The 16622-nt window shown below is 49.3% G+C and carries 15 protein-coding genes and 1 other RNA gene; 10 read left to right on the forward strand and 6 right to left on the reverse strand.

What is annotated here, in order from left to right; translation table 11 throughout:
• The first annotated feature begins 61 nt into the window (after nucleotides 1-61).
• The 6 genes from DCS96_RS00520 (at nucleotide 62) to DCS96_RS00545 (ending at nucleotide 6696) form a co-directional block, all read left to right on the forward strand.
• The gene (locus DCS96_RS00520; protein ID WP_116472438.1) at nucleotides 62-1468 is read left to right on the forward strand and encodes a mannose-1-phosphate guanylyltransferase/mannose-6-phosphate isomerase; all 1407 of its coding nucleotides are present in this window, start codon (nucleotides 62-64) and stop codon (nucleotides 1466-1468) included.
• A gap of 160 nt (nucleotides 1469-1628) precedes the next feature.
• On the forward strand, nucleotides 1629-2765 hold the full coding sequence (locus DCS96_RS00525; RefSeq protein WP_198649889.1) for a glycosyltransferase family 4 protein: 1137 nt from the start codon (nucleotides 1629-1631) through the stop codon (nucleotides 2763-2765).
• A gap of 260 nt (nucleotides 2766-3025) precedes the next feature.
• Nucleotides 3026-3793: a hypothetical protein gene (locus DCS96_RS00530; protein ID WP_116472439.1), complete on the forward strand. Its 768-nt coding sequence runs from the start codon at nucleotides 3026-3028 to the stop codon at nucleotides 3791-3793.
• Nucleotides 3794-3846: 53 nt separating this feature from the next.
• Nucleotides 3847-4446: a sugar transferase gene (locus DCS96_RS00535; RefSeq protein WP_116472440.1), complete on the forward strand. Its 600-nt coding sequence runs from the start codon at nucleotides 3847-3849 to the stop codon at nucleotides 4444-4446.
• Between the two features lie 33 nt (nucleotides 4447-4479).
• Complete coding sequence (locus DCS96_RS00540) at nucleotides 4480-5493, forward strand: GNAT family N-acetyltransferase (protein ID WP_116472441.1); 1014 nt, start codon at nucleotides 4480-4482, stop codon at nucleotides 5491-5493.
• A gap of 27 nt (nucleotides 5494-5520) precedes the next feature.
• Nucleotides 5521-6696, forward strand: coding sequence for a DegT/DnrJ/EryC1/StrS family aminotransferase (locus tag DCS96_RS00545; RefSeq protein ID WP_116472442.1), 1176 nt, complete (start codon nucleotides 5521-5523; stop codon nucleotides 6694-6696).
• Between the two features lie 56 nt (nucleotides 6697-6752).
• Here the strand turns inward: DCS96_RS00545 and DCS96_RS00550 are convergent, their stop codons facing one another.
• The 3 genes from DCS96_RS00550 to smpB form a co-directional block, all read right to left on the reverse strand.
• On the reverse strand, nucleotides 6753-8771 hold the full coding sequence (locus tag DCS96_RS00550) for a nucleoside-diphosphate sugar epimerase/dehydratase (RefSeq protein ID WP_116472443.1): 2019 nt from the start codon (nucleotides 8769-8771) through the stop codon (nucleotides 6753-6755).
• 794 nt (nucleotides 8772-9565) lie between these two features.
• Nucleotides 9566-9926, reverse strand: a transfer-messenger RNA (tmRNA) gene (ssrA, locus tag DCS96_RS00555).
• A 43-nt stretch (nucleotides 9927-9969) separates the two neighbouring features.
• Nucleotides 9970-10455: an SsrA-binding protein SmpB gene (gene smpB / locus DCS96_RS00560; protein ID WP_116472444.1), complete on the reverse strand. Its 486-nt coding sequence runs from the start codon at nucleotides 10453-10455 to the stop codon at nucleotides 9970-9972.
• Nucleotides 10456-10591: 136 nt separating this feature from the next.
• Here smpB and DCS96_RS00565 point away from each other — a divergent pair, with 136 nt between their 5' ends.
• Both DCS96_RS00565 and DCS96_RS00570 read left to right on the forward strand, forming a co-directional pair.
• A complete protein-coding gene (locus DCS96_RS00565) occupies nucleotides 10592-11041 on the forward strand; it encodes an SRPBCC family protein (protein WP_116472445.1) in 450 nt (149 codons plus the stop codon).
• Nucleotides 11022-11363 (forward strand): RnfH family protein, encoded by a 342-nt coding sequence (locus DCS96_RS00570; RefSeq protein WP_232818150.1) that lies wholly within the window; start codon nucleotides 11022-11024, stop codon nucleotides 11361-11363. Before DCS96_RS00565 ends, DCS96_RS00570 begins: the two co-directional genes overlap by 20 nt.
• A 45-nt stretch (nucleotides 11364-11408) precedes the next feature.
• On the opposite strand, the gene DCS96_RS00575 is transcribed toward DCS96_RS00570, so the two are convergent.
• Nucleotides 11409-11747, reverse strand: a complete 339-nt coding sequence (locus tag DCS96_RS00575) for an outer membrane protein assembly factor BamE (RefSeq protein WP_116472447.1) — start codon at nucleotides 11745-11747, stop codon at nucleotides 11409-11411.
• A gap of 171 nt (nucleotides 11748-11918) precedes the next feature.
• Between DCS96_RS00575 and udp the strand changes: the two genes are divergently transcribed.
• On the forward strand, nucleotides 11919-12677 hold the full coding sequence (udp, locus tag DCS96_RS00580) for a uridine phosphorylase (RefSeq protein ID WP_116472448.1): 759 nt from the start codon (nucleotides 11919-11921) through the stop codon (nucleotides 12675-12677).
• Nucleotides 12678-12849: 172 nt separating this feature from the next.
• On the opposite strand, the gene recN is transcribed toward udp, so the two are convergent.
• Entirely contained in the window at nucleotides 12850-14517 is a 1668-nt protein-coding gene (gene recN, locus DCS96_RS00585; RefSeq protein WP_116472449.1) for a DNA repair protein RecN, read from the reverse strand.
• A 419-nt stretch (nucleotides 14518-14936) separates the two neighbouring features.
• On the reverse strand, nucleotides 14937-15821 hold the full coding sequence (gene nadK, locus DCS96_RS00590; RefSeq protein ID WP_116472450.1) for an NAD(+) kinase: 885 nt from the start codon (nucleotides 15819-15821) through the stop codon (nucleotides 14937-14939).
• A gap of 151 nt (nucleotides 15822-15972) precedes the next feature.
• On the opposite strand from nadK, the gene grpE reads away from it, so the two are divergent.
• Nucleotides 15973-16569, forward strand: a complete 597-nt coding sequence (gene grpE / locus DCS96_RS00595) for a nucleotide exchange factor GrpE (protein WP_116472451.1) — start codon at nucleotides 15973-15975, stop codon at nucleotides 16567-16569.
• Nucleotides 16570-16622 lie beyond the last annotated feature (53 nt).

Consider the following 16622-nt stretch of genomic DNA (forward strand, 5'->3'; position numbering starts at 1 on the left):
ATCGGTGATTTAAGGCCAGGCTTCATCAACAGTAACTGTGTTTGTTAACGGTGGATTTTATATGATTACTCCTGTGATTCTTGCCGGTGGTACCGGCAGCCGTCTCTGGCCTCTTTCCAGAGCCATGTATCCCAAGCAGTTTTTGCCCTTGATGGGCAGCGAAAGCATGCTTAATGCAACCATGGCTCGCCTGCAGGGACTTCCCTGTGGACCAGGTATTGTCATCTGTAACGAGGAGCATCGTTTCATTGCGGCCGAACAGTTGAGGCAGCTATCGAAAATGCCCGCTATTTTGCTTGAACCCGTAGCCAGAAACACGGCTCCTGCTGTCGCTTTGGCGGCTTTAAAGGCAGGGGAAGACGGCGATGATCCTATATTGCTTATCCTGGCCTCCGATCACATGATTGAAAACAAGGTCGCCTTCGGCAAGGCTATCAAGCAAGCTTTGCCATTGGCAGAACAAGGCAAACTGGTTACTTTCGGCATTGTTGCTACCAGCCCGGAGACAGGTTACGGCTACGTAAAACGTGGTGAACTGTTGGCAGACGAGTCCAGCTATGCTGTAAGCCGATTTGTTGAAAAACCAAACCTGGCAACTGCCGAGTCGTATATGAAGAGCGGAGACTATTACTGGAACAGTGGAATGTTCATGTTCCGTGCCAGCCGTTATCTGGAAGAAATCAAGGCTCATTGTCCGGACATCCTTTCAGCTTGTGAAAAAGCCATGGCGAATACAGTGACAGATCTTGACTTTATCAGGGTCGACAAGGACGCCTTTACTCATTGTCCGGAAGACTCTATTGATTATGCAATAATGGAAAAGGCCACTGATGCTGTAGTGGTCCCCATGGTGGCCGGTTGGAGTGACGTAGGTTCCTGGTCGGCATTTTGGGATATCGGCGAAAAGGATGACAGGGGTAATGTCATCAAGGGCGATGCTTTGGTTCACGACAGTGATAATAATCTGGTCTACGCCGGCAGCAGACTGGTAGCGACGGTGGGAATTGAGAATACTGTGGTTATCGAAACCAAAGATGCAGTTTTGGTAGCGGTTAGAGACAAGGTGCAGGATGTTAAGTGCATTGTGACCCAACTTAAAAAGGCTGGACGGGGTGAATCGGATTTACACCGCGAAGTATATCGCCCCTGGGGAAAATATGACTCTATCGATGCCGGTGCCCGTTACCAGGTGAAGCACATTACCGTAAAGCCGGGAGAAAAGCTGTCTGTTCAGATACATCATCACAGGGCTGAACACTGGATAGTGGTGTCCGGTACAGCGAAGGTCACCAATGGTGATAAAGAACTACTACTAACGGAAAATCAATCCACCTATATACCGGTAGGAGTGATTCATGCTTTGGAAAATCCAGGCAGAATTCCTCTGGAAATGATAGAGGTGCAATCAGGCAGCTATTTGGGAGAGGATGATATCATACGGTTTTCTGACAGGTATGGCAGGGACTGAGTGTAAATAACACGCTTGGTGAATGCTTTGTGATTTTCAATGTGGGTTATAGAAATGTTATTTATGTCTATCTCATATTGTAACTGTAGTGTGTTTTAGTTTAGAGCCAAAGTAACACTTTCCTAAATGAAAACAAATCTAAAAAGTTCGAGGGTGGTCGATGATGGCTGATGTTTTTCTACTTATTGCCAGCTACCCGGATTCCCTTATAAAGTTTCGTGGACCTTTGATTGACGCCCTGTTGGATAAGGGATTAGATGTACATGTGGCTGTGCCTGACCTGGCTGAAACCAACGAGATATATCATACACTCACAGACAAACATGTAATTGTGCATACCATTGGCCTGCAACGAACAGGAATAAATCCAGTGGTGGATTTGGGATCCATCATTGAGCTATACCAACTCATGAGAAGTATAGCGCCGACTTATGTACTGGGCTACACGGCCAAGCCTGTTATATATGGTTCACTAGCGGCCTGGCTTGCCAGGATACCCCATCGTTTTGTCTTGATTACCGGGCTGGGCTATGCCTTTACCGGTGAAGGTTATGGCGGGCGGCGTGGTTTGATCAAGGCCGTTGTCCAGTTGTTGTATCGCTTTGCTCTTGAGTGGGTCGAAAAGGCTTTCTTTCAAAATCCAGACGATGAAGGGCTTTTTCGGCAGCAAGGTATCCTGCCGGCTGCTGTACCCTCATGTATTATAAACGGCTCTGGAGTGGATGTGGTCGAGTATAGGCAGGCACCATTTCCCAGTTCACCCTGTTTTTTACTCATTGCCCGTTTATTGGGAGATAAGGGAGTAAGGGAATATGCGCTTGCTGCCGAACAGGTAAAACAGCATTTTCCACAAGTTCAGTTCCAGCTGGTAGGCTGGATAGACGATAACCCTGATGCCATTACCCAAAAGGAACTGGATACATGGGTTAAGCAGGGAACAGTCGTGTATTTGGGTAAATTGAGTGACGTACGCCAAGCGATTGCAGGGTGCAGTGTCTATGTGCTGCCCTCTTATCGGGAAGGAACGCCGCGGACCGTGCTGGAGGCCATGGCCATGGGCCGCCCGGTGATCACTACGGATGCCCCTGGCTGTCGTGAAACTGTAAAAGAGGGCGATAATGGATTTTTGGTGCCGGTTAAAGGGGTGGCTGAGTTAATTTCGGCGATGGAGCAATTTATTATTCATCCTGAATTGATGGCCCGAATGGGGCAGCGTTCCCGAGAAATAGTTGAAGAAAAATATGATGTACATATGGTAAATAGCATTATGTTGTCAGATATGGGGCTGAAAAAATAACTCAATTACGACTCTTTTATACTTGAGCATGATATTTGACTGGGATCTTTAGAAACGCTTCCTAATTGTGCTGCTGAAGACAGTATACGAACCTAGGTTTTTCGTAGCTTAAGGCGCATTTTTCGTTCCTGGCGCGGTGGGGCTGTTTTAGAATTATGATTTTTTATCTACATGGAGAGGTACTTCTCTCAGTTATCATATCAGTTGTACCTGTCGTAAAATTGCTTTTTACATCATTAAGATGTCAGGAGGGTGGGTGAATGAATATTGATATATACCCAAGAAACGTATTGATTGGTTTGTTGTGGATTATAACAGGGTTGTTGCTCTTAAATGTTTTGGGGGTAATATCTTCACTCTATATTAATAATCAATATATCAATGGTTTTGTTAAGTTGTTTAATTTTGATAGAGAGAGAAATATACCAGCCATTTATTCTTCGGCTGCTCTTTTCTTATCAGGCTTTTTGTTGTTTGTTATTGCAATGGCTCACAGAGTGAATTCCTATCCTTGTTTTTACTGGCTGGGGTTGACCGCGATTTTCTTGTTTTTATCTTTCGATGAGATGTTTTCAATCCATGAAAGGCTGTCGCGATTTATTCGGGAGTCATTTGATATGACAGGATTGTTTTATTTTTCATGGGTTATTCCGTATGGTTTGGCTTTGGTTTTTTTATTGTTGTTTTATATTAGGTTCTTGATAAGGTTGCCCAGAAATACCATAGTGCTATTTTTTGTATCAGGCTTGGTGTTTGTTTCCGGTGCTATAGGTTTTGAAATGGTTTCAGGTAGCTATGTTGAGATGTATGGCAGAGGAAGCCTTTTTTATGCATTGCTATATACATGCGAAGAGTTTTTTGAAATGCTCGGTGTTGTCATATTTATCTACGCTTTATTAATGTATATCGTTGATGAATTTAAAGTGCTTGCAATAAATGTTAATGATCCGAACACGAAACCAGTGGAAAGTATCTTACGTGCTGTTCCAAAGAGATCCTCAACAGCTGCTGATAACACGTGGAAGTGATGGATGCTCAATTGTAGTGGGTGTATTAGCTTTTTAATAATGGAGCTTGTGTCATGGTTAAGCGAGTATTTGATATGGTTGTATCACTTCTGGCTTTGATTACATTGTTTCCGGTTTTTTTTATTGTTTGTTTAGCGATTAAATGGAATATGGGGTCTCCTGTATTGTTCAAACAGCTAAGGCCAGGAAAAACGGGTAAGCCTTTCGAGATAGTTAAATTTCGAACCATGCGGGAGATAGTAGATGCAGCAGGAAATCCATTGCCAGATAAAAATAGAATGACACCCTTGGGTTCATTTTTACGCTCGACCAGCCTGGATGAATTACCAGAATTTTGGAATGTATTAAAGGGTGATATGAGCCTGGTTGGACCCAGGCCACTACTGATGGAATACTTGCCTTTATATAGTGAAAGGCAATCCCGGCGACACGAAATAAGACCGGGTATCACCGGTTGGGCGCAGGTAAATGGGCGTAATGCGATCACTTGGGATGAGAAACTCAAGATGGACGTCTGGTATGTCGATAACCACTCTTTCTTTCTTGATGTTAAAATAATTATTTTAACTATCAAAAAAGTGTTGGTACGTGATGGTATTTCAGAAAAAGGACATGTGACAGTGAGCTTTTTTAAAGGTGGTGATAAAGACTGATTTTATATTTAAGACTTTTGGTTGTTGGTTAAAATGAACTCAGTAAACATAATTAATGATAAAGTTGGTTGGGATAAAGCATTATCCAAGTGTACCAATTATGACTTTTATCATACATGGGAATACCATAGTGTTTCATGTTCAAATGGAGAAGGGGAACCCATTTTATTCGATACTTATATCGGTTCTATAGGTTTGGTTTTTCCGCTTTTGGAGCGTTCAATTTATGGCAGTGACAAGAAGGATTTGACGTCTGTTTACGGATATCCTGGCCCCTTGTTATATGGTGATGTTAATGCCTTAAATATTGAGAGAGTATGGCGAGCATTCAAGATTTTTTTAATTGAAAGTGAATATGTCAGTATTTTTTCAAGATGTCACCCCTTGTATGTTGATCATTGCCTTGAAAAATATTCATGTTGCAGTGGCAAAGTTGTCATTATAGATTTAGATAAACCTGAAGAGGAGCAGCTGAGATGTTATCGCTCAAATCATAAGAGAGGCATCAATAAGCTTAATAAGATGGGCATAGTGTGTCATTTCGATAATAGTCACCCCAGGCTATCTGATTTTATAGACAACTACAATGCAACAATGCAGTCACTAGCTGCTTCTGATTCTTATTTTTTTAATGATGCTTACTACTCTAAGTTAATAGGGTCAAAAGGGTTTAGTACAAGGTTGTACTCGTGTGAGTATAATGGCTGTGTTATATGTAGCGGTTTGTTTATGTTTTGCGGAGAGGTGGTTCAATATCACTTGGGAGGAACCAAACCGGGGTTCAATAATTTGTCACCCACTAAGTTGATGTTTGATCAGGTAAGAAAAGATGCAATGGCGTTGGGCTATAGGTACTTTTGTCTTGGTGGTGGGGTTGGTAGTTGTGAAGACTCACTTTTTAATTTTAAACTTGGTTTTTCAAAGCATGTTGAAAATTTTAGGCTAATTAAGATTATCTTGGATGAATGTGAATATAGAAAGCTAACTCGTAATATTATAGATAGTAGTTCATTTTTCCCTTTATATCGTGCCAAGCTTAGTCGTTAATTACCATGTTTATAATAGAGGGACGGTATGATAAATACACCATTTTCTCCATGGCCCAGCTTCACTGAAGACGAAGCCAATATGGTAAGCCAGGTTTTACTTTCCAATAAAGTTAACTACTGGACAGGTCAGGAATGCCGACAGTTTGAAAAGGAATTTTCCGCCTGGGTGGGGACCGATTATGCCGTCGCGTTGGCAAACGGCTCTTTGGCACTCGATGCCGCGTTAAAAGCGTTGGAGATAGGCTCTGGTGATGATGTTATCGTTACCCCTCGTACATTTTTAGCCTCTGTATCATCGGTTGTCTCTGCCGGAGCAAATCCGATCTTTGCCGATGTCGATCTCAATACCCAAAGCATTACCGCAGAGAGCATAAAGGCCGTACTTACCCCCAATACTAAAGCCGCTATCGTCGTACACTTGGGGGGCATGCCGGCTGAAATGGATGCTATTATGGCCCTGGCAGAAGCACACCAGTTTTATGTAATAGAAGATTGTGCTCAGGCCCACGGTGCCAGGTACAAGGGCCGCTCGGTAGGTAGTATTGGTCATATTGGTGCCTGGTCTTTCTGCCAGGACAAGATCATGACGACCGGCGGTGAGGGAGGCATGGTCACGACCCACAGCCGTGCATTGTGGTCCAGGATGTGGAGCTATAAAGATCATGGTAAAAGCTATGAAGCCGTCTGCGGATGCGGGCATCAATCAGGCTTCCGCTGGGTGCACGAGAGCTTCGGTAGCAACTGGCGAATGATGGAAATACAGGCGACCATTGGCCGGATTCAGCTCAGGCGAATGCGCGACTGGACGCTTGCCCGGCAGGCTAACGGCGCACGTATTGATCAGGTAGCCCGTCGTTATAGCGCAGTAGAGACAGTAAAAGTTCCCGGTTATGTCGAACCTGCCGAGTACAAGCATTATATTTTTGTCAATCCAGGACGGCTGGCTCCGGGCTGGAGTCGTGATCGTATCATCGATGAAATCGTGGCCCGTGGTGTACCTTGTTATCAAGGCAGCTGTTCAGAGGTGTATCTGGAGAAGGCATTTGATAATACTCCCTGGAGGCCGGCCAATCGTTTGCCCAATGCAAAACGGTTGGGTGAAACGAGCCTTATGTTTTTAGTTCATCCAACTCTTAAGGTTGAGGAGATAGACAAGACCTGTGTTGTATTAGATGAGGTGCTGAGGCAAGCCCAAAGATGATGGGGGTAATATATTAATAACTGTTTTAGAGTATATTGTTAGAGCTTTTTTTATTTCTATAGATACCTTCTGCTTAGCTGAATAACTTCTTCATCTTCTATTTGCTCAGTGTTTTTATTATTGGATGGTGAAGTTTTCATTTTTTGTTTGTTATCATGCGGGTTGATTATATCTTTGGTTTCATTGTTTTCCATCCATATTAGATCACAAATACCATCTTGAGGGTGAAACTCGGTCGGCGCTTTAATCAACAAGTCGCGGATACGAAACAAGTCATAGAGATCACAAGCAGTATGCAATTCGGCTAATAGTTTGGCAACTTGATCCCATGGCAAGTATGCTTCATTTGATGTTCTGATGCGAGGATGTTGAGTTGGCTTATTATCGCCACCGATAAGCAGTTCTTCATATAATTTTTCGCCCGGGCGTAGTCCGGTTATCTTTATTTCTATATCACCTCCAGGGTTATGTTTGTCTTTTATTCTATAGCCCATCAAATAAAGCATCTTGTGGGCCAAGTCTATGATACGTACCGGCTTACCCATGTCCAGAACAAATACATCCCCCCCCTTTGCCATGCTGCCTGCCTGGATTACCAGCTGGGCAGCTTCGGGGATAGTCATAAAGTAACGGGTTATATTCTCATGAGTAAGAGTGATGGGCCCTCCGGAGCGGATTTGCTTTTTAAAAAGTGGCACCACAGATCCTGATGAGCCGAGTACGTTACCAAAACGCACGATACTGAAGCGGGGGCCGTCTTGACGTAAAGCCAGGCCCTGTAATACCAGTTCCGCCAGGCGCTTACTGGTTCCCATCACATTGGTGGGGCGTACAGCCTTATCGGAGGAGATAAGTACAAATGTTTCCACCTTGCAGTTAATGGCAGCTTCGGCTGCCCGCCAGGTACCGAATACATTATTGCGCACTCCCTCCACGACATTATATTCAACCATAGGTACATGTTTAAAGGCGGCGGCATGGTATACCGTCTGTACACCAAAAGTTCGCATGGCCGTTTCCAATCTACTTTGCCGCTGTACCGTACCCAGTAACGGCATGACCCTGGCTTTCAAACCGCTGCGCTGGCATATGCCGGAAAGCTCTTGCTCTATCATATAAAGGGCATATTCCGACATCTCGAACAGCACCAGAATTTTGGGATTTTGTTGTATTATCTGTCGGCACAGCTCCGAGCCAATTGACCCACCGGCACCGGTAACCATGACGACTTTGTCGCGGATGTTTGCGGAAATCAACTCAGGAAAAGGGGCAACAGGATCGCGGCCCAACAATTCTTCTATACTGAGTTCACGCAAGTCATTAATCCTTGTCTTACCGCTCACAATATCTGCGATGCCGGGGATGGAGAGTATTTCCAAATGGATATGCTCCAGCCCTTCTACAATCTCTCGCCGGCGCTGACGGGTAATGCCAGGCATTGCCAACAGCAGTTTTTTTGCGTCAAAGTATTCGACAAGCCAGGGTATTTTAGATGGAGGATATACGGTCACTCCATGTAGCAAGCTACGGTGTAATGCACTATTGTCATCAATGAATGCTACAGCGCGATATTCGTTACCCAGCCGGAAGGCGATATGTAGTTGGCGTCCAGCGTCACCCGCACCGTAAATGATGACAGGTGTTTTTTTCCACTCGGTACTTTTGTTATAAATCGCATGAGCCGAGCTGCGAACACCACCACACAATATAAAAGCAAAGGCAGAGTAAATAACAGGTACCGAACGGGGGAGAAAAGCATCTAAATAATTACTGACAAGTACCATTACCACTGCAGACATGACGATGCCGAATAACATGTTCATAATGGCATGATATCCGAGGTAGCGTAGTACGGCTCTATATAGCCCCAGCCGGATAAAGAATAATAAAGAGACAGGCACCAGAACCATCAGTACCCACCAGTGATTAGGAGAGTTAACCTGTTCCAGGCTTTCCAGCCTGACAATAAAAGCAGACCAGAAAGCCAACGTTATAAATATTATATCCACTGCTAAAATAATTAACCGCTTGATCTTTCGCGGTTGACGAAACAGCCAACGAATTGCTTTATCCATTTTAGGTGCCCACTTCCCATGTGCTTCAGTCGAGGTAAAGGGCTGGTGTCCTCCATTCCTTGTATCCTCGACTGCGTCAAGGTGGCCGCTGTCTCATTGCCTGCTCCTTTTTCATACACTTGTTAATGTTAGTTTGAATCTATTGCTTTTGCTTGGATTTAGGTGGGATTTGTCAAGTTCTTTTATTTTTCAATTATCTAAGTTGTTAGGTATCTCTGTTACTGCACTATATAAGCCTTGGTCATAGCCAAATGGGTAACAAGGTGGGGCATGAAAAGCGGTTTCCTGTCGCAGCCGTTATCCGCACCCATATGCGCGAGTGGCTATTTAAATCCGGTAGTAGTCATACAGGACCTATTTACATTGGACAATCCCCCTGGGGTGTGCCGTGAGTTTTAATGATCAAGGTCGATGAGTGTCTCTTATGAATCTAATTTTAACGTTTTGTCTTGGAGTAGAAGGCCTGGACTTTCTTTGTTGCCTCTTCTTTAACACAGCGTTGTCCGATGACGGTGTTAACAGGCGACGCTGTCGCATCAGGGGGCAAAGGGAGCTCTCCTGCGAGCATCAGCTGACAGGGCCAACAACGGCTCCTGCCATGTTGGCATTCCCGCCATCTTTGGCTATCAGATGTCAGGGGCTGAACATCACACGGATATGCTTGAAGCGGGTCGGTGGAGCAGAGGCTTTGCCTGATATTGACACAGGATGAAAGGGATTAATTGATAACTGGGATGGATATTAACTGGTTGATACAAAACAAAAAGGCCCCTTGCGGGGCCTTTCCAATCGATTGGTGGAGCTGGCGGGATTTGAACCCGCGTCCGAAAAACCTACGTCGTCGGTACTACATGCTTAGTCAGTCATTAAATTCGCCACCTGCTGCGGACAGACACGCCACAGAATGACTATCCTGAATTGGTTTTAACGCTTCAACCGTCAGGCACGGCATCCACGCGATTCTGTGAAGGATGACCTTCCGATTCCCTAAGTCACAGACAAGTTAGGGCAGAAGGGCTCTATGCAGGTTATTAAGCTGCTAGTGCGTAGTTTTCGTCGTTTGCGACTATTTTTTTGCGATTGTTTAACGAGGCCTATCGCACCTCGGCATGCACCTAGGAGTTCGAGAATCTCGTCGAATCCTGAATCAGCCCCAAGTAACCTTCATGATATGGTAATCACCGCCTGATAACAAGCCTTAGCGGGATTTATGTTTCATCATGCGGTCTTTCTCCCGCTTCCAGTCGCGCTCCTTCACATCCTGGCGTTTGTCGTGGGATTTCTTGCCCTTCACCAGGCCGATTTCCGCCTTTACCCAGGATTTGTGCCAATACAGGGCCAGGGGCACCAGGGTATAACCTTCGCGTTCGGTCAGGCCGGCAAGGCGATCCAGCTCGCGTCTTTTCAGCAGCAGCTTGCGGGTTCGCTGTGGGTCACAGACCACATGGGTTGAGGCGACGTTTAGTGGCGTTATGGTGGCGCCAAACAAAAAGGCTTCACCGTTTTTCAGGAATACGTAGGCGTCACCGATGTTGGCCTTGCCGGCGCGCATCGCTTTGACTTCCCATCCTTGCAGTTCCAGACCGGCTTCGAATTTTTCTTCTACAAAATATTCGTGCCTTGCCTTCCGGTTGAGGGCAATGGTGCTGGAAGTGGATTTTTTCTTGGCGTTGTTTTTTGTCATAGTGGCGACATTATACGGTGCCGGCGGGTGCTTTGGAATTGGCTACTTGGCAACCGCTTGTTTTTTAAGCGATGTTAGTTGTGTGAGGGGGCATCATTGGTGATAAAATCCGGGGGTTTTAGTGGTAGGAGTGGTTATGCCGAGTATTACCCGTAGCGCACTGGTGATGTTCAGTGCGAAACAGATGTATGATCTGGTCAATGATGTGGATGCATACCCCAAATTTTTACCGGGGTGTGTTGCCAGCCGGGTGTTGTCGGAATCAGAGAACTCCATTACCGCGGCCCTTGAGGTGGCCAAGGCCGGGATCCGCAAGACATTTACAACCCGCAATCGCCTTGAGCAGGACAGCAAGATACATATGGAGCTTGTTGATGGTCCTTTTAAATCGCTGACCGGCGGTTGGACCTTCACCCCCCTGGATGTTGATGCCTGCAAGGTCGAGTTGAAACTGCATTTTGAGTTTACCTCGCGCCTGGTTGAGATGGCCTTTGGCGGTATATTTAAAGAGTTAACCAATGCCATGGTGCATGCGTTTAGTGAGCGGGCACGGGAGGTTTACGGCAGTGAATCTTATTCGGGTTGAGGTTGTCTATGCGCTGCCTCACAAGCAGACGGTGCTTACCCTGAAGGTAATGGCGGATGAGCCGGTACGTCAGATAATCGAGAATTCGGGGATTTTACAGCATTACCCGGAAATTGACCTGGACACCAATATGGTGGGCATATTTGGTCGTCAGGCCAAGCTGGATCAGCGGGTGCATGATGGTGATCGTATCGAGATTTACCGGCCTCTTTTGGCTGACCCCAAGGATATTCGCCGCCGCCGGGCCGAGCAGGCCAAGGCCGAAGGCCGGGCAGACAAGGTCACCGGTGGTCGTCCGGATCCTAAAAGAACGAAAAACTGACAGGGGCGGGACAGCTCTCCGTAGCTTGCTCCCAGGCCCTGAACATCAAATGCCTTGGTAGAAGGCCTCCGGTAACGGGAAGTCGCCGCTAACCGTCCCCAAGCCGTCGTTGACGAACTCCAGGATCAGCTGTTTCTGTTCCTTGTCACCGCGGCCTGGTTGGAAGTAATACATATATACCCATCTGTCGTTGTTGAAGCCGTCCAGGCTCATGGGATTGCCCAGCAGGAATTGTACCTGCTCCTTGGTCATTCCCTGGCGCAGCTGGGCGACCTGCTTCTCTTCTATGTAGTTACCCTGGGGAATATCCACCTTATAAACCAGGCCGCAGCCAGCCAGAGGCAGTGATAAAAGTACTGGTAAAATCAAGGTCTTGAGCTGCATAGGGAGCATTGTTTCCTGTGTGACTTGGGTGGCATGATAGCGGTTAGCGATTAGCTTGTAAAAGAGAGACCAAAAAACGGGTCATTGGTTCAGTGTGCCTTGTCGTGGCCATTTGAGTAAGACTGGCCTAGTATCTTCACATCTAATTATTGTTGTTGCGGGGAATGTAGGATGAACACACAGGTTTTTCATTTAGGTATTACCAAGGCGGATATAGAGGGCGCTACCCTGGCCATTATTCCCGGTGATCCCGAGCGGGTGAAACGTATTGCCGAGGGACTGAACAAGCCACGCCATCTGGCCAGTAAGCGGGAGTTCACTTCCTGGCTGGGAGAATTGGATGGCAAACCTGTCGTGGTGTGCTCTACCGGTATTGGGGGGCCTTCTACTTCTATAGCGGTAGAAGAACTGGCCCAGCTGGGGGTCACTACCTTTTTGCGTATCGGTACTACCGGCGCCATCCAGCCTCACATCAAGGTGGGTGACATGATTGTGACCATGGGCTCGGTACGGCTCGATGGCGCCAGCAGCCATTTTGCGCCGATGGAGTTTCCGGCGGTGGCGAATTTTGATTGTACCTGCGCCCTGGTAGACGCGGCACGGGAGTTGGGTGTGAGTCCACATGTGGGGATTACCGCTTCATCGGATACCTTCTACCCGGGACAGGAGCGCTATGACACCCATTCAGCCCGGGTGCTGCGGAAATATCAGGGCAGCATGAAAGAGTGGCAGGCAATGGGGGTGCTCAACTACGAAATGGAGTCGGCTACCCTGTTTACCATGTGCGCCAGCCAGGGGTTAAAGGCCGGCTGTGTGGCCGGGGTGATCGTGAATCGAACCCAGCAAGAAACGCCAGACGACACGACCATGCAAAAAGCCGAGCAACAGGCCATTGATATCGTGATCGGTGCCGCGAGAAGGCTGGTTTAGGCCGGTGCGGCGATGATATCCGAAGGATATTTAATGGCCTGAGCCAGTGACCCGGGGGCGGCGACCCATTTTTTTATGGCCTGGCGGCCAACTCGCCGAGAGGTTGCGCCTCCCACCGTAAATCTGAAGATCTTCGATGGCCTGTGGCCAACTCGCCCTGGGCTCGGGCCAGCTATGCATCCATCAGCAGTTCTCGCGCATTGGCCAGGGTGTTGCTGGTTATCTTGTTGCCGCCGAGCAGGCGGGCCAGTTCTTGCAGGCGGCTGGGGTTGTCCAGTTCGTGCATATGAGTCTGGGTATCGTTGGCGTCACTGCTTTTGCTAACGAAAAAGTGCTGATGGCCATTGCCTGCCACCTGGGGCAGGTGAGTGATCACCACCACCTGGGTGGATTCACCCAGCCGGCGTAATAACTTGCCTACCACGGCGGCGGTAGGACCGCTTACGCCGACATCCACTTCATCGAATATAAGAGTGGGGGTTTCCACCTTCTGGGCGGTGATTACCTGGATGGCCAGGCTGATCCGCGACAGTTCGCCACCGGAGGCGACCTTGGCCAGTGGGCTCATCGGCTGTCCGGGGTTGGTGCTGACCAGGAAATCGACCCTGTCGATACCGAGCGGGCTATAGCCGGTATCGGCATCCGGGGTCACCCGAATCTCGAAGCGGCCACGCTCCATGCTGAGCTGATGCAGGCTTTGGGTGATCTGTGTATTGAGCGATTCGGCATAACGCTGCCGGCTCTGGCTCAGTCGCTCCGAGGCCTGCAGGAACTCGCTTTTCGCCAGTGCTACTTCTTCATCCAGGCCATGCAGCCGGGAGTCATTTTGTTCCATCTGCTCCAGTTGGCGGCGAATATCCTGATGGAAGGCGGCCAGCTCGGCCGGTGGCACATGGTGCTTGCGGGCCAGCTCCATCACCTTGCTCAAGCGGGCTTCAATTTCATACAGACGCTCGGGATCCAGCTCTAGCCGATCGAAATAACGGTTGAGTTCGCTATGGCCTTCTTCCAGCTGGATCAGGCTGTTCTGTACCAGCTCCAGCACCGGGCCCAGGCGCTCATCCATCTGGCTGAGATCGATCAGGGTCTTCAGCCCCTGTTGCAGCAGGGAGAGGGCATTGGTTTCTTCACCGTCGCCCAGGATATTAAGTGCCAGCTGACAGTCATTAATCAGCTCGGCACCGTTGGCCAGCCGCTTGTGTTCGGCCTCCAGGGTGGGGAACTCATCGTCGGCCAGGGCCAGTTCATCCAGCTCGGCCACCTGATATTGCAGCAGCTGACGTTGGGCTTCCCACTGGCTTTGTTCTGCCTGCAGCTGTTTGCGCTCGTTACTGAGCTGACGCCAGTGCTGGTAGCCCCGGCTGACCTCTTGCAGCAGCTGATGGTGACCGGCATAGGCGTCGAGCAGGGTACGCTGGTAGTCGGGCTTTTGCAGCTCCTGGTGGGCATGCTGGCCGTGAATATTGACCAACAGTTGGCCCAGGGCCTTGAGTTGTGCCAGCGGCACGGGCGTACCGTTGATATAGCCACGGGAGCGGCCTTCCCGGCTCAGGGTCCGGCGGAGTATGCATTCGTCCTGTTCATCCAGCTCCTGGGCGCACAGCCAGGCCTTGACCTTGGGCAGTTTATCGATGCGGAAACGGGCGCTGATATCGGCTTTTTCGGCTCCGGGACGGACTGAATCTGCATCGGCTCTATCACCCAATGCCAGGGCGAGGGCATCGATGGCGATGGACTTGCCGGCTCCGGTCTCGCCGGTAATGCTGGTCATGCCCGGCCGTAAGTCGAGTTCCAGGAAAGAAACAATGGCAAAATTGCTGATGGTGAGCTGTAGCAACATGATGAATCCCCGAACGGAAATGTGCTGTATGTTGATACAGTATACTGGGCTTTTGTACAGTGGCAAGTGCCGGACATTGGGTTTGTTGTGGGAGCTGCGACCCAGTGTGCGGCGACTCCGGTGCGATAATATCCGCAGGATATTTATTGGCCTTGAAGCCATAGCGGCGCGATGATGGCAAGTGGGGTTATCGTTCTTGGCGCGGGTTTGCTACATCTTTATGGCCTTTCGGCCAACTCGCCGCGGGGTCGCGCCTCCCACAGGAAATCTGAAAATTTTCGATGGCCTGTGGCCCATTGCCCCGGGTCGGGCCTCCTGTAACTACATTTTTATGGCCTGTGGCCCATCGCCGCGGGGGCACGCCTCCCACAAACCGCCGCGAGTCGCGCCGCCTAATGCTCGCCCGGGGTCACTCAGGGTCAAAACAGCTTGCTGCCCCAGCCCAGCTTGCTGCGCAGTACATCAAAGTAGCTGTGACCTCGGGGGTGCAGCAGGCGTAGCTTGTAAGGGCTTTTGCTGATATGGATCTCATCGCCCGGCTGTACCGCCAGCGATACATGGCCGTCACAGCTCACCAGCATCTGATCGGTTTTATTGGTGGGGGCGACCATCAGTTTAATATGGGCGTCCGCGTCGATGACGATGGGCCGGCAGCTCAGGGTGTGGGGAAACATGGGCACCAGCGTCATGGCATTGAGGTTGGGGGTGAGGATAGGGCCGCCCGCCGAAAGCGAATAGGCGGTGGAGCCGGTGGGGGTGGCCACTATCATGCCGTCGGCCCGCTGGCTGTACATGAAGTTGCCGTTGATATAGACCTCGAACTCGATCATGTGGGCAATCTGCCCCGGGTGCAACACCGCCTCGTTCATGGCGGTGTTACTGGCCTTGAGCTGGCCATGTCTGTGTACCTGGGCCTCCAGCAGGAAGCGGTATTCGGTTTGAAAATCCCCGGACAGCAGCCGTTCGAGGGATTCCTCGAAGCTGTCCGGCGACAAGTCGGTCAAGAACCCCAGGTTGCCCCGGTTAACGCCGACCACCGCCACGTCGTAACGGGCCAGTACCCGGGCGGCACCCAGCATATTGCCGTCCCCGCCCACGACGATGGCGAGATCGGCCCGTTCGCCCAGCTCGACCATTTCCAGCAATTCGACATTTTCCAGGTTGAGCTGTTCGCCCACCCGCCGCTCGATAACGATATTCAGGTTGAACTGGTTCAGATACTGGTGCAGTGCGACCAGGGTCTGATTGGCACCCTGGTGATCCGGTTTGCCGATAAGGGCAATGGTATTGAAGCTGGTTTCCATAGTTGCGATATGCCTGGCTGGTGACGGGTGCGCAAGCGCAATTCCCTGGCGGACTTCGTTGCTGGCTATTCTAGCCGTGCAATTCAAGACTTGAAACTCTAATCAGAGGCCCCATATAGGCAAAAGTTGAATAACACAGATGGGAGACGACATGAGCAGCAAAAAGCACCAGGTTGAAACAGAGCAGGCCCCCGAGCAGGAAGAAGTGACGGTGGAAACGACCTCTGTCGAGCCTGAAGATACTCAGGCAGAACAGCCGGATGCAGCTTATGTGGCTGAATTAGAAGCAAAACTGGCCGAGGCGGAAGCCGCCGTGGCCGCCGAGAAAGACAATGCCCTGCGCACCCTGGCCGAGATGGAGAACATCCGTCGTCGTGCCGCCCAGGATGTGGAAAAGGCGCAGAAGTTTGCCCTGGAAAAATTTGCAGGCGAGTTGCTGCCGGTGATCGACAGCCTGGAGCGGGCGCTGGAGCATACCGATAAAGAAGACAATGCCTTCAAGGCGGTGATGGAAGGCGTTGAGCTGACCCTGAAGTCGCTGCTGAGCACGGTGGAAAAATTTGGTGTGGCCCAGATCGATCCCCAGGGCCAGCCTTTCGACCCCAACAAGCATCAGGCGATGAGCATGGTCGAAAATGCCGAACTGGCGCCCAACTCGGTGCTGGCGGTGATGATGAAAGGTTATGAACTCAATGGCCGTGTGCTACGCCCTGCCATGGTGATGGTCACCAAGGCACCCGAGGCATAAGTGGCTCAATAAAAACGGATGAGTGCCTAAAAAATTGTGATGCCTGTCTTGAA

This window comes from Zobellella maritima (genome assembly GCF_003075035.1).
In the GTDB taxonomy this organism is placed as follows: Bacteria; Pseudomonadota; Gammaproteobacteria; order Enterobacterales; family Aeromonadaceae; genus Oceanimonas; species Oceanimonas maritima.

Excerpts from the sequence above, each read along its gene's own strand:
- DCS96_RS00520 (WP_116472438.1), top strand. The coding sequence starts at position 62 with ATGATTACTCCTGTGATTCTTGCCGGTGGTACCGGCAGCCGTCTCTGG.
- DCS96_RS00525 (WP_198649889.1), top strand. The coding sequence starts at position 1,629 with ATGATGGCTGATGTTTTTCTACTTATTGCCAGCTACCCGGATTCCCTT.
- DCS96_RS00530 (WP_116472439.1), top strand. The coding sequence starts at position 3,026 with ATGAATATTGATATATACCCAAGAAACGTATTGATTGGTTTGTTGTGG.
- DCS96_RS00535 (WP_116472440.1), top strand. The coding sequence starts at position 3,847 with ATGGTTAAGCGAGTATTTGATATGGTTGTATCACTTCTGGCTTTGATT.
- DCS96_RS00540 (WP_116472441.1), top strand. The coding sequence starts at position 4,480 with ATGAACTCAGTAAACATAATTAATGATAAAGTTGGTTGGGATAAAGCA.
- DCS96_RS00545 (WP_116472442.1), top strand. The coding sequence starts at position 5,521 with ATGATAAATACACCATTTTCTCCATGGCCCAGCTTCACTGAAGACGAA.
- DCS96_RS00550 (WP_116472443.1), bottom strand. The coding sequence starts at position 8,771 with ATGGATAAAGCAATTCGTTGGCTGTTTCGTCAACCGCGAAAGATCAAG.
- smpB (WP_116472444.1), bottom strand. The coding sequence starts at position 10,455 with ATGACAAAAAACAACGCCAAGAAAAAATCCACTTCCAGCACCATTGCC.
- DCS96_RS00565 (WP_116472445.1), top strand. The coding sequence starts at position 10,592 with ATGCCGAGTATTACCCGTAGCGCACTGGTGATGTTCAGTGCGAAACAG.
- DCS96_RS00575 (WP_116472447.1), bottom strand. The coding sequence starts at position 11,747 with ATGCAGCTCAAGACCTTGATTTTACCAGTACTTTTATCACTGCCTCTG.
- udp (WP_116472448.1), top strand. The coding sequence starts at position 11,919 with ATGAACACACAGGTTTTTCATTTAGGTATTACCAAGGCGGATATAGAG.
- recN (WP_116472449.1), bottom strand. The coding sequence starts at position 14,517 with ATGTTGCTACAGCTCACCATCAGCAATTTTGCCATTGTTTCTTTCCTG.
- nadK (WP_116472450.1), bottom strand. The coding sequence starts at position 15,821 with ATGGAAACCAGCTTCAATACCATTGCCCTTATCGGCAAACCGGATCAC.
- grpE (WP_116472451.1), top strand. The coding sequence starts at position 15,973 with ATGAGCAGCAAAAAGCACCAGGTTGAAACAGAGCAGGCCCCCGAGCAG.